This window comes from Streptomyces sp. NPDC005202 (assembly GCF_040608235.1).
Classification (GTDB): domain Bacteria; phylum Actinomycetota; class Actinomycetes; order Streptomycetales; family Streptomycetaceae; genus Streptomyces.
The window spans coordinates 230,820-243,602 of record NZ_JBEXHW010000003.1 but is presented as its reverse complement, the minus strand read 5'-3'; the positions used below and the strand labels follow the sequence as shown (position 1 = coordinate 243,602).

Here is a 12,783-nt window from a genome sequence, read left to right as displayed (position 1 = left end):
TCAGCTGTCGAGCACGCCCGCGGCCAGCAGGCCGAACAGCAGCACGCCGACCACGATCCGGTAGAGGACGAAGGCGTTGAAGGAGTGCTTGGCGACGAACTTCAGCAGCCAGGCGATGGAGGCATAGGCGACCACGAAGGAGACGACGGTGCCGGCGGCCAGCGGGGCGGCGCCCACGCCCGCGCCCAGGGCGTCCTTCAGCTCGTACAGGCCGGCGCCGGTCAGGGCGGGGATGCCGAGGAAGAAGGACAGGCGGGTGGCGGCGACGCGGTCCAGGTCGAGGATGAGCGCGGTGGACATGGTGGCGCCGGAGCGGGAGAAGCCGGGGAAGAGCAGGGCGAGGATCTGCGAGGTGCCGACCAGCATCGCGTCCTTGAAGGAGGTGTCGTCCTCACCGCGCTTGTGGCGGCCCATCTGGTCCGCGGCCCACATCACGCCACTGCCGACGATCAGCGAACCGGCGACCACCCACAGCGAGCCGAGCGGGCCGTCGATGAGGGGCTTGGCGGCAAGACCCACCAGGACGATCGGGATCGTCGCGTAGATCACCCACCAGGCGAACTTGTAGTCGTGGTGGACCCGCTCCTCGCGGTTGGTCAGACCGCGGAACCAGGCGGAGACGATCCGCACGATGTCCTTGAAGAAGTACACGAGGACGGCGGCGATCGCGCCGACCTGGATGACCGCCGAGAACCCGACGACGGACTTGTCGTCGACGGGGATCCCCATGAGCCCCTCAGTGATCTTGAGGTGGCCCGTCGAGGACACGGGGAGGAATTCGGTCACCCCCTCGACAAGCCCGAGGACGACGGCCTGACCGACGGAAATGGCGCTCATGGGATCCAGTTCTGCAGAGTTGGTCGACAGTGCTGTAGACAGTCTTACTATGCCGAGGTGAAGCCCCGGTTGCTTACGTCCACAGAGCTTCGGCAATCGAAACCCCGGCGAACGCGGCGCCGAGACCCGCCGCCACACTCGCGGCGACGTTGGCGGCAGCGTAGAGCCCGGCGCCGGTCTCGGTCAGCCTCAGGGTCTCGTAGGAGAAGGTCGAGTACGTCGTCAGGGCCCCGCACAGGCCCGTGCCCAGCAGCAACTGCAGGTGACGGCTCGCGGCACCGGCACTGACCGCGCCGGTCAGCAGGCCGAGGACCAGGCAGCCGGTGACGTTCACCACGAAGGTGCCCCAGGGGAAGACCGAGTCGTGCCGGGACTGCACCGCACGGTCGGTGAGATAGCGGAGCGGGGCGCCGGCCATGGCCCCCACGGCCACGAGCAGCCAGTTCACAACGACTTCTTACCCTTCACACCCGCATTGCCAGAATTTCCGCACGGCCGACGTATCGGATGACCTCGCACTCGTCGAGGATCACGAGTCCTTCGGTGACCAGTTCGTCCAGCTGCGGCAGGAAGGCCCGCACCCGCTCCTCGGTGTCGACGATCACGATCGCCACCGGCAGGTCCTCGCTCAAGGACAGCAGCCGTGAGGCGTGGATCAGGGAGGAGGCGCCGAAGCCCTCGATGCCGCGGAAGACACTTGCACCCGCGAGGCCCGCGGCGTGGGCCCGGTGCGCGATCTCCGAGTAGAGGGGCTTTGTGGTGCCAGGTGTCGTTCTCGCCGATGAAGACGGTCACGCGCAGGGCACTGCCGGTCAGCCTCGTCATCGCTGCCTCCACTTCAGGGCGCGGCGGGCCGCCGTCGCCGCGAGCCACACCGCCGCGAGCGCCGCGAGCGGGGTCGCGGCGAGGTAGGCCAGCCCGGCGCGGGCGTGGCCGGAGTCGACCAGCTTCTGGATGTCGACGGCGTACGTCGAGAAGGTGGTGAAGCCGCCGAGCACGCCGGTGCCGAAGAAGGGGCGGACCAGGCGGTGGGCGGCCCACACGTCGGTGACGACCACCATGAACACGCCGATCACCGCGCAGCCGACGACGTTGGTCCAGAAGGTTGCCCAGGGGAAGCCGCCGGGAGGCGTCGGCCACCACAGCGAGGCCGCGTAGCGGGCCGTGGCGCCGAGGACGCCGCCGAGCGCCACCATCGCGACCACCGGCGCCTGGGCGCGCCAGGCACGTCGCGGCCGAGGACTGGTGTGGACGCGGAGGCTCTCGGCTTCCGGGGCTGTCATGGTCGTACGTCTCCTACTAGCCCGGGCCCGGACATGCGGGGCCGCTGCCTTCGCAAGTAGGGACCGTTGGCGGCGCCGGTGCCGCGGTTCGGGGACGGCGGGCCCCACCGCCGCGCCGCGAGGCGATCGCGGCCGGGCAACAGGGTAGCGCCGACCGCCGACCGAATCACCTCGAGGCCGGCGCCTCGCACACCGCCACGCCCCGCTCCCACAGGCTCCCCAGGACCAGGTGGCCGGCCGCCTCGCAGACGCTGGTGACCATGCGGAAGCCGGAGTGGCGGCGGGCGAGGTGGTGGACGGTGCGGCCCTCGTCGTCGACGGCGAGGACGCCGATCGTGCCCGTTGGGCGGTAGGGGGCGCGCACGGCGACGCGGGCGGCGGCACGGCGCACGGCGGGGCCGCTGCGGTGCAGCAGGTCCAGCGGCGGGACGCGCGGCGCGGCCAGCGCCACCCAGACCGGCCCGTCCTTGCCCGCGCGCCAGAGGTTGTCGGGCATGCCCGGCAGGTTCTCGGCGAAGGGCTCGCTGCGTCCGGCCTCGGGGCCGGTGAGCCAGTGGCGGACGAGCCGGCAGGCACCGGTCTCGGCGACGACCAGGAAGGATTCGTCGGCGCTCGGGGCCAGCCCGTTGGCGAACTGCAGCCCCTCCACGAGCACTTCGGGCGTGTTGCTGCCGGGCGCGAGGCGCAGCAGCCGTCCCGTGCCGGTGCGTTCGACGATGTCGCCGATCCACTGCTCCAGGGGGTAGCGGCTGGTGGAGACGGTGAAGTACACGCTGCCGTCGGACAGAGCGACGACATTGCTGCAGAAGCGCAGCCGCTCCCCCGCCACCGCGTCGGCGAGCACGCGGACGGTGCCGTCATCGAGGCCGACGCGCAGCAGCCCGCGATCGGCGTCGCACACCAACAGGTCGCCGTCCGGGAGGAGTTCGAGGCCGAGCGGCCTGCCCCCGGTCTCGGCGAGCACCTAGGCCCGGGCCCGCCCGGAGGGGTCCGTCAGACCGTCGAGGCGCAGAATGCGGCCGTCCTCCACGCCGGTGAGCACGCGGCCGCGGGCGTCGGCCACCACGTCCTCGGGGCCACGGCCGCCGACGGCGACGTATCCGCGCGGGACCAGAGCCGTGGGACGGTCCATGGGGGCCTGCCCTTCTCCGTCTGAGGCCGCTCCTCCTCAACAAGGTGTACCCCGTGGAGCCCGGTCGTGCGCGGTGCAGTTCCACTCGTTCTCCGGCGCACGGCCCGACCGTTGCGCGCGGGGCAGGAGGTGACGCGCGGGAAATCGGTTGACGCAGATGCTCCGAAACGCTGGTATCGCGGAATGCATGCCGACGAGCCCGACATCGACACCTGTCTCGTGCATCGGCTGATTGCCGCGCAGTTTCCCCAGTGGGCCGGCCTGCCCGTCGCGCCGGTCGGCTCCGTCGGCACGACCAACGCCATGTACCGTCTGGGCGACGACCTGGTCGTGCGGCTTCCCCGTATGGCCGGCGCCGCCGACGACGTCGCGAAGGAGCACGCGTGGCTGCCGCGGCTCGCCGCGTCGCTGCCGGCTGCCGTCCCCGTCCCGGTGGGCCGGGGCGAGCCCGCGGAGGGCTACCTCTGCCAGTGGTCCGTCTACCGCTGGCTCGACGGCGAGAACCCCGCCCCCGGGCGGAACTCCGAACCCGTCCTGTTCGCCGAGGACCTGGCGGAGTTCGTCGCCGCGTTGCGGCGGATCGACATCGCGGACGGGCCGGCCTCCTACCACGGTGAACCCTTGGCGGAAAGGGATTCCGCGACCCGCACCGCCATGACGGACCTGCGGGACGTGGTCGACACGGGAAACCGCCCTGCGGGCTCCGGCGTGGCGCGGTCCGGCCGTGTGGATCCACGCCGACCTGCAACCGGGGAACCTGCTGGTCCGGCGTGGGCGGCTCAGTGCCGTCATCGACTTCGGGTGCCTGGGTCTGGGCGATCCGGCCGTTGATCGTGGCCTGGTACGTGCTGCCGGCCGAGGCACGGAGCGCCTTCCGGGCCGCTCTGGGTGCCGATGACGCGTCCTGGGCACGCGGGGCCGACTGGGCACTGTCGATCGCGCTGCTCAAGCTGTCGTACTGCCGCACGACGAACCCGGTCATGACGGGGCGTGCGCGCCACGTCGTCGACGCAGTCCTCGCCGATCACGGGCACGCCCGGGGAGACTCGCAGGGAAATCGGGCACGCCCGGTGAGACTGCGCAGGGAAATCGGGCACGCCCGGTGAGACTGCGCAGGGGGTCGACTCGGCGACGCCGGAGGTGCGGCGCGGGCCCGGCCCGGCTGTCGGCGGTGCGGTCCCCCTCACCAGCCCTTCTCGAACATGCGGGCGACCTCGGCAATGCGGATCTCGTCGCGGCGGTAGTGGGTGCGGCGCCGGATCCGCCGGGTGCGCAGCAGGCCGAGGTCGGCGAGCAGGCCGAGGTGCGTTTCGGCGACCCGGCGGGGGACGCCGAGCCTGGCGGCGACGGCCTTCGCCGTGACGCCGTCCTCGACGGGATCGGCGTGCCGTTGCCGGGGAAAGTGTGCGGCCGGATCCTTCAGCCACTCCAGGATGACCAGACGCGTCTGGCTGACGGGAGTCCTCAGCATCTCCCCCTCCTCCTCGAAGCCGCCTCGTCCTGACGTCTTCCCGCTCTTCCCCAGCCGACTCGCCGCGTCCCGGTCTCCGCGGCCCTTGTCCGGTACCGAACGCCCCTGTACGGCAGAGCCGTTGGGCCCTGGCGTGGGCAACGGGCAAGGGCCCAATCGCCCTACAGCGTCCGGGCCCCGCCGGGGCGTCGCAGCGACGACGTCGCGGGCTCAGGAGATGACGTCGCGGACTCAGGCGATGGCGTCGCGGGCTCAGGCGATGGCGTCGCGGGCTCAGCGGTGGCTGAACCAGGTCATCGCCGTGGTGGCCATGTCGTCGTAGTCAGCCGTTGCCGGAGGACGGGTCGGCCGGGTCCCAGCCGTTGCCGGTGCCCGCGGTGCAGGTCGCCGGGCCGCAGCACCGCCGCGACCGGTCAGGATCGGAGAAGCGGCTCGGTACTCCCCCGGCTTAGCGTGAACCACCGACGCACCGGCGTCGGCCCACACGTCACGAAGGAGTACGCCAAGACCGCCGGCCTCAAGACGATCATCTACCCCGTCAAGGACCTCGACCGTGCGAAGTCCCTGTTCACCGCGTTGCTGGGGGTGGAGCCGTACGCCGACCAGCCCTACTACGTCGGGTTCAAGGACGCCGGCCAGGACGTGGGCCTCGACCCGAACGGGCACGCCAAGGGCATGACCGGCCCGGTGCCGTACTGGCACGTCTCCGACATCCGGGCCCGGCTGAGGGCGCTGCTGGACGCGGGCGCCGAGCTGCTGCAGGACGTCCAGGACGTCGGCGGCGGCAAGCTGATCGCCTCGGTGAAGGACGCGGACGGCAACCTCGTCGGGCTCGTCCAGGAGGCCTGAGCCCTCCCCGCGCGGTCGCGGTGTGCGGGTCGCGTCGGCGCGGCGGTCCCGGTGTCGATGCACGCGCATTAACATTCGGTGCATGGGAGCGAACGCGGCCGGGGCCCGGCTCGAGGAACAGTGGCGGGACATCCTGTCGGTGCACGCGCGCACGATGTGCGAGATCGACCGGGTGCTGCACCCGCACGGGCTGGGCGCGAGCGACTTCGAGGTGCTCGACATCCTGGCGTCCGCGTCGCCCGAGGGGGGCGACCAGTGCCGCGTGCAGAACCTCGTAGGCCGGGTCCACCTCAGCCAGAGCGCGCTGTCCCGCCTCATCGGGCGGCTGGAGAAGGACGGCCTGGTCGAGCGGTCGGTGTGCGCGGAGGACCGGCGCGGAGTGTGGGTCTCCCTGACCCGCAAGGGCCGTGACCTGCACGCCGAGGTGCTGCCGCTGCAACGCGCGGTGCTGGCCCGGATGCTGAACGGCTGAGTGGTGGTGCCGGGAACGACCCGGTCCGCAGCCGAGTCCACCGAAACCGTGTTCTGTTCAACGTGTCGGACTAGACCGCGAACTCGTCGCCGTCCAGGGGCACTTCGACACCCGCCTCGGTCACCTGCACACGGGCCGGGGAGGCGGGGTCGAGCAGCGGGTTGGTGTTGTTGAGGTGGGTGTAGATCCGGCGCGTGCCGGGGTGGCGGGCGAGGGCGGCCAGGCTGCCGTGCGGGCCCGTGACGGGCAGGTGCCCCATGGCCGCCTGGCCCGTGCCGTCGCGCACCGCGGTGCCCATCTCGTCGGGCGCGCTGAACGTGCCGTCCACCAGGGCACAGTCGGCGGTCGTCAGCAGTTCGTCCAGGACCGGCGACCAGACGCCCACGCAGGGCGCGTACACCAGGACCCCGCCGGTGGCGAGGTCCTGGATGCGGTAGGCGACCACCCAGCCATCGTCCGGGGCGGGATCCGGCAGGTACTTCGGGGCCTTGCTTCCGACCGGGTGTGCCGTGACGACGAGGCCGCCGGGCAGTACGAAGCCCCCATCGGCCAGGCTGTCGGCCCACTCCCAGGGGCCGTAGCGGTCGAGCCGGCCTCGCAGCGGCGTCAGCGCGGCGGCGACAGGTGGCGCCGCGTACACCTTCAGGCCCGCGGCCCCGCGCAGCACGGTGAGCCCGGACACGTGGTCGGCCTCGGCGTCGGTGAGCAGTACCCCGCGCACGGGGGTGTCCCGGAGGCCCGGGCCCGGCCAGAGCGCGGCGGCGGCGGTGAGCTGGGTGCGGAGGTCGGGCGAGGCGTTGAGCAGCCACCAGTCGCGGGAATTGCCGCTGACGGCGACGCACTCCTGGGTGCGGGAGGGCAGCTTGCCCCTTCGCGGGCGGCGGCGCACAGCGCGCAGGCGCAGTTCCACTGCGGGAACCCGCCGCCGGCTGCGGTGCCGAGCAGGACGACCCTCACGTCGATCGCACCCCTTCCCCGTCGGGCCACTCGGATGGGGTCTTCCCTCCGGGAGCGGTCGGGCCACTCGGCCGCGGCAAACAGTTCCGGCCGATCTTCGCACCGCCGGGGGGGCGGCACCGGTGTGCTGCCGGGCCTGCGCCGCGGATGACGGACCAGCCCCGCGGATGACGGACCAGCCCCGCGGATGACGGACCAGCCCCGCGGATGACGGACCAGCGCCGCGGATGCCGGACCAGCGCCGCGGATGACGGACGGCGGCTGCGGCCGGGGCTCGCCCGGCCGCCGGGATGCGCCGCCGCTCAGCCCTACGGCCGCGCCAGCAGCGTGCGCACGCCCTCCGAGGTGAGCGTCAGGCGGTGCGGGGAGCTGGCGTCGATGGTGAGTGACAGGTCGTCGGCCGGCCACTGGGAGGCGAGGGCGCCGAGCGGCACGAGGCGGTACCGGGAGACGAACGGCAGCAGCTCGGTCATCTCCAGCTCGGAGGTGAACACGGGCACCACCGGCACGCCGCCGGGCTGCTCCAGGACCGGCAGTGCCACCGCCGTGGGGTTGGTGGCTTCCTCCCCCGCGTCGTCGGGAACGGGGACCAGCACGTCGCTTCTCGCGAGCGTGTCCAGTGCCGCCGCGTCCTCGGCGTTCTCGGCGAGTACGTCCAGCGCCCGCTGGGCAGGCGTCGCGGTGTTGTCGTTCGCGGGTGTCTCCATGGCAGATTCCCTGGTCGCGGCGGTTGTGCAGGCCGCCCGGGACGTGACCGGCCCGGGCACGGCCCTGCTCGCGTACCCGATCACGCGCGGCGCAATCGTCCCGGGCTCACGGAATCTGCGGGATGTGGTCCGAGGGCAGTCCGAGCCGGTCGCAGCCGGCCCGGCGGGCCAGCGGCTCGGCCGTGCTCGGCCGACATGCGTGCTGTACGCGGCCGCGTCCCGGAAGTAGCGTTGCATCCGCTCGCCGTCGCGGGCGCGCCGGGAGCCGGCCGGGCGGAAGAGGGTGCCCTGCAGGACGTCCCAGGCCATGCGCGCGGCGTTCAGGAACATCCGCCATCATGATCGGCACCGCGTACGCCGCCGCCGACGAGTACGCCCGCATCGGCGCCGCCCGCCCGCTCACCCCGCCACCCGGCCGCACCGTGTTCGAGCCGCTGCCGCGCAGGCCCAGGACTCCAGGACGCCGTGCCAGTGTCGCGCACGCCGAACTGGACCTCTACCGGGGAGCGGGACGCGCCTGACGGAGGAACGCGTCCAGGTCGGCCGCACGCAGTGCGGTGGCCGGTCCCGCAACGGTCACCGCCAGGGCCGCCGCCGCGTTGGCCCGGCGGGCGGCGGTCACCGGGGCCAGCCTTTGGGCGAGCGCCGCCATGAAGGCGCCCGTGTGGGCATCTCCGGCGCCGTTGAGGTCGACGGCCCGTACGGCGAAACCGGGCACGGCAGTGAGCGCGCCGTCATGGTGGACGAGGCAGCCGTCGGGACCGGTGCGTACCAGGACCGAGCCGCGCCTCAGGCGCGAGTCGAGGGCGCGGGCGGCTTCGGAGGGGGCGTCGGTCCCGGTGAGCAGCGCGGCCTCGCGGACGTTGCAGCTCCACCAGTCCGAGCGGGCGAGGAGCGCTTCGAGGGCCGCTGCGGGGATCTCGTGGACCAGCAGGCCCGGGTCGGAGACCAGCGTGACGGCCGGGTCCAGGCCGGGCAACCAGGCGAGCAGAGCGGCCCGGTTGCTGTCGTGCAACAGGCTGTAGCCGGAGATGTAGACCACATCGTCCGCGACCGGCCGGAGCCGGATCAGATCCTCGGCGGTCAGGGTCGCCTCGGCACCGGGGCTGGTGACGAACGTGCGCTCGCCCTCGGCATCCACCAGGCACACCACGAAACCGGTGTCGGGTGCGGGGCGCGGCGGCAGCAGGACGTCGATGCCCTCGGCGCGCAGGGCGGCGCGTGCCCGGTCACCGAAGGGGCCGGTGCCGTAGGCCTGGACCTTGGCGGCGGCGGCGGTCAGATGCCGCTGCACTGTCTCGGGCAGTGGGGCTCCCTTCACCGCGGTCACCACGTCCCGGGCCAGGTGGTGCAGTTTGGTTTGGGTGTTCTGGGAGCCCAGGACCAGGACCGACCAGGCCTGGTTGGGCCATGGAAGGAGTGCCTGAGCCGCATATCGGGTGGACGTTCGTGACCAATCACGCCCGGGTGCTGGCAGCCATCGCCGACAACCACAACGCCCGTATCCGCGACATCGCCGCCCACTGCAGGCTCACCGAGTGCGCCGTCCAGAAGATCATCGCCGACCTGGAACGGGCCGGCTACCTTTCCCACACCCGGGAAGGGCGCACCAACACGTACCGGATCGACCCCGGCAAGGTGCTGCGGCACCCGGCCGAGGCCGGGCTGACCGTGGCCTCCCTGCTCTCCCTCCTCGTCCAGGACGAGGCCGACCGCTCCCGGCCCGGTGCCTGACGCCGACCGGGCGGCCCGAGCCGCCTCGGGCCCTCCGCACAGGGCCGACCCGGCGGCTCGGCGGGAACCGTCAGGACGCCGAGCAACAGCCGGCCGTCACCATCGTCCGGCCGCCGAGATCGGCATGCGGTTGCCACGGCTGCGCGAGCCTCGGCACCACCGCCGCCGGCGCCGCGGGCCACGCCATGACGCCCGACAGCAGCCCGAGAGCAGCTTGGAATGCGGCCTCCAGGCCGTCCTCGACGGCTTCGAGGCCCGCCTCGCCGCCGCCCGCTCCGACTACGGCGAGTGAACCGCACCCGGTCCCGCGGCGTTCGTCGCCGGGAGGGGGCCGGTGGGCATCAGCGTGGGCGTTCGGTCGGTTGGATCCATCCCACGGACCGCTCGACTGCTCGCTGCCAGCACTCGTACTCCGCCTCGCGCCGTTCGGGGTCCATGTCCGGCAGCCACTGGGCCGCCCGGTGCCAGTTGCGGCGCAGGACCTCCAGGTCCGGCCAGTAGTCGGCCGCGAGACCGGCGGCGTAGGCCGCGCCGAGCGAGACCGTCTCGGCGACCAGGGGCCGCACGACGGGGACGTCGAGCACATCGGCCAGGAACTGCATGAGCAGGTTGTCCGACGTCATGCCCCCGTCCACCTTGAGCTGCTGCAGGGTGAGGCCGAAGTCGGCGTTCATGGCGTCGACGACCTCCCGCGTCTGCCACCCGGTGGCCTCCAGGACGGCTCGGGCCAGGTGGCCCTTGGTGATGTACGAGGTCAGGCCGACGATGACACCGCGGGCGTCGCTGCGCCAGTGGGGGGCGAACAGGCCGGAGAAGGCCGGGACGATGTAACAGCCGCCGTTGTCCTCGACGGTGCGCGCCAGGGTCTCGATCTCGGGCGCGCTGTTGATCAGGCCCAGCCGGTCGCGGAACCACTGGACCAGTGAGCCGGTGACGGCCATCGGGCCTTCCAGGGCATAGACCGTGGGATGGTTACCGATCTTGTACGCGACGGTGGTGAGGAGCCCGTGCCGGGACCGCACGACGTCGGTACCGGTGTTCATCAGCAGGAAGCTGCCGGTCCCGTAGGTGCACTTCGCCTCGCCGGGCGAAAAGCAAGTCTGTCCGAACAGGGCCGCCTGCTGGTCACCGAGGGCGGCCGTGATGCGGACGCCCGGGAGCAGCGCGCGAACCTCGCCGTAGCTCTCGGCCGAGGACCGGATCTCCGGCAGCATGGGACGCGGCACCCCGAAGAACTCCATCAGCTCCGGATCCCAGGTCAGCGTCCGGATGTTGGTGAGCATGGTGCGGCTGGCATTGGTGGCGTCGGTGATGTGCAGACCACCGTCCGTACCGCCGGTGAGATTCCAGATCAGCCAGCTCTCCATCGTGCCGAACAGCACCTCGCCGTCCTGGGCGCGCTTCTCCAGTCCGTCGAAGTTGTCGAACAGCCAGCGGATCCGGGGCGCGGAGAAGTAGGTCGAGGGAGGAAGGCAGCAGCGGTCGAGAAAGTACTCGTCTCCGGGCCGGTGCCTCAGCTCGTCGACGAGCGGAGCGGTGCGGGTGTCCTGCCAGACGATCGCCCTGCCCAGCGGGGCACCGGTCCGCCGGTCCCAGAGCACCGTAGTCTCCCGCTGGTTGGCGATCCCGATGGCGGCGATGTCTCCGGCGTCCACGCCGGCGCCGGACAGCGCCTCGGGCACGATGCGCTGCACGTTGCGCCAGATCTCGACGGCGTCGTGCTCGACCCAGCCGGGCCGGGGAAAGTGCTGGTGGTGCTCCCGCTGGGCGACTGACACCAGGCGCCCGCGATGATCGAACAGCATGCATCGCGTGGACGTGGTGCCCTGGTCGATGGACATCACACACCGTTCAACCATGATCGAGCCTGCCTTCCGATGCGTCACGCAGGTGTGGGGAGCTACCAGCGGGCCGCCCCCAGGTCTCTGGAAATCGCCCGTGCCGCCTCCCGGAGCAGGGCGATGAGGGCGCTCCGAGGCCGGCCCTTGGTGTCGCAGATCCGCTCGACCGGCCCGGAGAGGCCGATGGCTCCCACCACGAGGCCGCCGTGCCCCCGGATGGGCGCGGCGACTCCCGCGTCGCCCATGCTCATCTCCTGCACCTCGGCACCCCAGCCGAGTTCCCTGATCTCGGCGAGCGCCCGGTTGAGGTCCTCCGGGAGGACCAGGGTGTGCCGGGTGTACGCCTCCAGCCCCTCCTCCGGAAGGGGGTCGAGGGACGCGGCCCCGAAGGCCAGCAGGACCTTGCCGAGCGAGGAGGCGTGCAGCGGCAGCAGCGCGCCCACGTCCAGGGTCTGGAGGGTGTCGTCCGGCCGGAAGACGTGGTGGACGATGAGCACCTTGCCCTCGAGGGGCGTGCCCAGGCGGATGGCCTCGCCGCTGCGCGCGGCCAGGGCGTCGGCCCAGTTGATGGAGCGCGAACGCAGCTCGTTGACGTCGAGGTAACTCGTGCCGAGGTGCAGCAGCGCCGCCCCGAGCTGGTATTTTCCGGTCGCCTCGTCCTGCTCGACGAAGTCCACGTGTTGCAGGGTGCGCAGAATGCCGTGGGCGGTGCCCTTGGCCAGCCCGAGCGACGACGCCACCTCGCCGAGCCCCAGCCTGCGGGGGCCACCGGCGAGCAGGCGCAGGATCGCCGCCGCCCGTTCTATGGACTGGACCGGTCCGGCCATGAAGCGATCCTAGCCCGATTTGCCCCGATCAGGACTGCCGTTCGGTAATGCCGACCGCTGTTCATTGACCGGTCGCACCTCTTTTCCTAGCGTGCGATGTCGCGCCCGGTCTCGGCCGGGTGCGATGCGCCCGGTCTCCGTCCGGCAGCGCCGCCCGGAGGAGGAGGACACATGACCGTAGCGCAACTCGACGACGCGCCCTGCGAGGAAGTCGGACACGTCTTCCCGCTGCCGCACGCCCCGGAGGCCGTCTCGGCCGTACGCCGCCGCGTACGCGCGGTCCTCAGCGGCTGGAGCCTGCCCACGGACGTCGCCGACGACGTGCTCCTGGTGGTCTCGGAGCTGGTCACCAATGCGCTCGTCCACGCCCTGCCACCGGCGACGCTGCAACTGTGGTGGCTCCCGGCGGACGGACACCGAACCGTACGCGTAGAAGTGACGGACAAGGGGCCCGCGGCTCCGGCCGGACCGTCGGCATCCGCGCCCGATCCGGACGAGCACGGCCGTGGCCTCGGCATCGTCACCGCGCTGTCGGCCCGGTGCGGCGTCCGCGCGGACCCCGGCGGGACCAGCCGGTGGGCGGAGGTACTCGCGGGCTGAGACACCGGGACCGACCGTCGCATCCGGTCGGTGACGCGACCGGCACCGACGGCGATCAGGGCGCGGGAGGAAC

Annotated in this window: 16 protein-coding genes and 3 pseudogenes; 8 read left to right on the top strand and 11 right to left on the bottom strand. The window is 72.3% G+C overall.

Going from position 1 to position 12,783, the window contains the following annotated elements; translation table 11 throughout:
* From ABZV31_RS07760 to ABZV31_RS07740, 5 genes and pseudogenes are all read right to left on the bottom strand, one after another.
* Positions 1–837 (bottom strand): undecaprenyl-diphosphate phosphatase, encoded by an 837-nt coding sequence (locus ABZV31_RS07760; protein ID WP_355889582.1) that lies wholly within the window; start codon positions 835–837, stop codon positions 1–3.
* A 73-nt stretch (positions 838–910) separates the two neighbouring features.
* Complete coding sequence (gene crcB, locus ABZV31_RS07755) at positions 911–1,285, bottom strand: fluoride efflux transporter CrcB (RefSeq protein WP_355889579.1); 375 nt, start codon at positions 1,283–1,285, stop codon at positions 911–913.
* A 16-nt stretch (positions 1,286–1,301) separates the two neighbouring features.
* Positions 1,302–1,662, bottom strand: a pseudogene (locus tag ABZV31_RS07750) (DUF190 domain-containing protein).
* Positions 1,659–2,120, bottom strand: coding sequence for a fluoride efflux transporter CrcB (gene crcB / locus ABZV31_RS07745; RefSeq protein WP_355889576.1), 462 nt, complete (start codon positions 2,118–2,120; stop codon positions 1,659–1,661). Before crcB (ABZV31_RS07745) ends, ABZV31_RS07750 begins: the two are co-directional and overlap by 4 nt.
* Before the next feature lie 166 nt (positions 2,121–2,286).
* A pseudogene (locus tag ABZV31_RS07740) lies at positions 2,287–3,252 on the bottom strand (SMP-30/gluconolactonase/LRE family protein).
* A 183-nt stretch (positions 3,253–3,435) separates the two neighbouring features.
* On the opposite strand from ABZV31_RS07740, the pseudogene ABZV31_RS07735 reads away from it, so the two are divergent.
* Positions 3,436–4,358, top strand: a pseudogene (locus ABZV31_RS07735) (aminoglycoside phosphotransferase family protein).
* A 77-nt stretch (positions 4,359–4,435) separates the two neighbouring features.
* Here the strand turns inward: ABZV31_RS07735 and ABZV31_RS07730 are convergent.
* Complete coding sequence (locus tag ABZV31_RS07730) at positions 4,436–4,723, bottom strand: helix-turn-helix domain-containing protein (RefSeq protein ID WP_355889573.1); 288 nt, start codon at positions 4,721–4,723, stop codon at positions 4,436–4,438.
* A gap of 453 nt (positions 4,724–5,176) precedes the next feature.
* Between ABZV31_RS07730 and ABZV31_RS07725 the strand changes: the two genes are divergently transcribed.
* Positions 5,177–5,572: a VOC family protein gene (locus ABZV31_RS07725; RefSeq protein WP_355889570.1), complete on the top strand. Its 396-nt coding sequence runs from the start codon at positions 5,177–5,179 to the stop codon at positions 5,570–5,572.
* Between the two features lie 82 nt (positions 5,573–5,654).
* Positions 5,655–6,044, top strand: a complete 390-nt coding sequence (locus tag ABZV31_RS07720) for a MarR family transcriptional regulator (RefSeq protein WP_355889567.1) — start codon at positions 5,655–5,657, stop codon at positions 6,042–6,044.
* Between the two features lie 70 nt (positions 6,045–6,114).
* Here ABZV31_RS07720 and ABZV31_RS07715 read toward each other — a convergent pair whose 3' ends face one another.
* Both ABZV31_RS07715 and ABZV31_RS07710 read right to left on the bottom strand, forming a co-directional pair.
* A complete protein-coding gene (locus ABZV31_RS07715; RefSeq protein ID WP_355889565.1) occupies positions 6,115–6,954 on the bottom strand; it encodes an MBL fold metallo-hydrolase in 840 nt (279 codons plus the stop codon).
* A 355-nt stretch (positions 6,955–7,309) separates the two neighbouring features.
* A complete protein-coding gene (locus tag ABZV31_RS07710; protein WP_355889562.1) occupies positions 7,310–7,708 on the bottom strand; it encodes an SseB family protein in 399 nt (132 codons plus the stop codon).
* Between ABZV31_RS07710 and ABZV31_RS07705 the strand changes: the two genes are divergently transcribed.
* Complete coding sequence (locus tag ABZV31_RS07705) at positions 7,707–7,937, top strand: hypothetical protein (RefSeq protein ID WP_355889559.1); 231 nt, start codon at positions 7,707–7,709, stop codon at positions 7,935–7,937. The two genes, ABZV31_RS07710 and ABZV31_RS07705, sit on opposite strands and share 2 nt — an antisense overlap.
* A 109-nt stretch (positions 7,938–8,046) precedes the next feature.
* On the top strand, positions 8,047–8,229 hold the full coding sequence (locus ABZV31_RS07700) for a hypothetical protein (RefSeq protein WP_355889557.1): 183 nt from the start codon (positions 8,047–8,049) through the stop codon (positions 8,227–8,229).
* Here the strand turns inward: ABZV31_RS07700 and ABZV31_RS07695 are convergent.
* Positions 8,205–9,029: a PfkB family carbohydrate kinase gene (locus ABZV31_RS07695; protein WP_355889554.1), complete on the bottom strand. Its 825-nt coding sequence runs from the start codon at positions 9,027–9,029 to the stop codon at positions 8,205–8,207. The two genes, ABZV31_RS07700 and ABZV31_RS07695, sit on opposite strands and share 25 nt — an antisense overlap.
* A gap of 89 nt (positions 9,030–9,118) precedes the next feature.
* Here ABZV31_RS07695 and ABZV31_RS07690 point away from each other — a divergent pair, with 89 nt between their 5' ends.
* Complete coding sequence (locus tag ABZV31_RS07690; protein ID WP_355889551.1) at positions 9,119–9,442, top strand: helix-turn-helix domain-containing protein; 324 nt, start codon at positions 9,119–9,121, stop codon at positions 9,440–9,442.
* Between the two features lie 124 nt (positions 9,443–9,566).
* Entirely contained in the window at positions 9,567–9,734 is a 168-nt protein-coding gene (locus ABZV31_RS07685; protein ID WP_355889549.1) for a hypothetical protein, read from the top strand.
* Between the two features lie 49 nt (positions 9,735–9,783).
* Here ABZV31_RS07685 and glpK read toward each other — a convergent pair whose 3' ends face one another.
* Both glpK and ABZV31_RS07675 read right to left on the bottom strand, forming a co-directional pair.
* Positions 9,784–11,283: a glycerol kinase GlpK gene (glpK, locus tag ABZV31_RS07680; RefSeq protein ID WP_355889546.1), complete on the bottom strand. Its 1,500-nt coding sequence runs from the start codon at positions 11,281–11,283 to the stop codon at positions 9,784–9,786.
* A gap of 59 nt (positions 11,284–11,342) precedes the next feature.
* A complete protein-coding gene (locus ABZV31_RS07675) occupies positions 11,343–12,110 on the bottom strand; it encodes an IclR family transcriptional regulator (protein ID WP_355889544.1) in 768 nt (255 codons plus the stop codon).
* 171 nt (positions 12,111–12,281) lie between these two features.
* Between ABZV31_RS07675 and ABZV31_RS07670 the strand changes: the two genes are divergently transcribed.
* On the top strand, positions 12,282–12,710 hold the full coding sequence (locus ABZV31_RS07670) for an ATP-binding protein (RefSeq protein ID WP_355889542.1): 429 nt from the start codon (positions 12,282–12,284) through the stop codon (positions 12,708–12,710).
* The last annotated feature ends 73 nt before the right edge of the window (positions 12,711–12,783 follow it).

Bases quoted from the DNA above. Each gene is read 5' to 3' on its own strand.
- ABZV31_RS07760 (WP_355889582.1), bottom strand. From the start codon at position 837: ATGAGCGCCATTTCCGTCGGTCAGGCCGTCGTCCTCGGGCTTGTCGAG.
- crcB (WP_355889576.1), bottom strand. From the start codon at position 2,120: ATGACAGCCCCGGAAGCCGAGAGCCTCCGCGTCCACACCAGTCCTCGG.
- ABZV31_RS07730 (WP_355889573.1), bottom strand. From the start codon at position 4,723: ATGCTGAGGACTCCCGTCAGCCAGACGCGTCTGGTCATCCTGGAGTGG.
- ABZV31_RS07720 (WP_355889567.1), top strand. From the start codon at position 5,655: ATGGGAGCGAACGCGGCCGGGGCCCGGCTCGAGGAACAGTGGCGGGAC.
- ABZV31_RS07705 (WP_355889559.1), top strand. From the start codon at position 7,707: ATGGCAGATTCCCTGGTCGCGGCGGTTGTGCAGGCCGCCCGGGACGTG.
- ABZV31_RS07710 (WP_355889562.1), bottom strand. From the start codon at position 7,708: ATGGAGACACCCGCGAACGACAACACCGCGACGCCTGCCCAGCGGGCG.
- ABZV31_RS07700 (WP_355889557.1), top strand. From the start codon at position 8,047: ATGATCGGCACCGCGTACGCCGCCGCCGACGAGTACGCCCGCATCGGC.
- ABZV31_RS07690 (WP_355889551.1), top strand. From the start codon at position 9,119: ATGGAAGGAGTGCCTGAGCCGCATATCGGGTGGACGTTCGTGACCAAT.
- ABZV31_RS07685 (WP_355889549.1), top strand. From the start codon at position 9,567: ATGCGGTTGCCACGGCTGCGCGAGCCTCGGCACCACCGCCGCCGGCGC.
- glpK (WP_355889546.1), bottom strand. From the start codon at position 11,283: ATGTCCATCGACCAGGGCACCACGTCCACGCGATGCATGCTGTTCGAT.
- ABZV31_RS07675 (WP_355889544.1), bottom strand. From the start codon at position 12,110: ATGGCCGGACCGGTCCAGTCCATAGAACGGGCGGCGGCGATCCTGCGC.
- ABZV31_RS07670 (WP_355889542.1), top strand. From the start codon at position 12,282: ATGACCGTAGCGCAACTCGACGACGCGCCCTGCGAGGAAGTCGGACAC.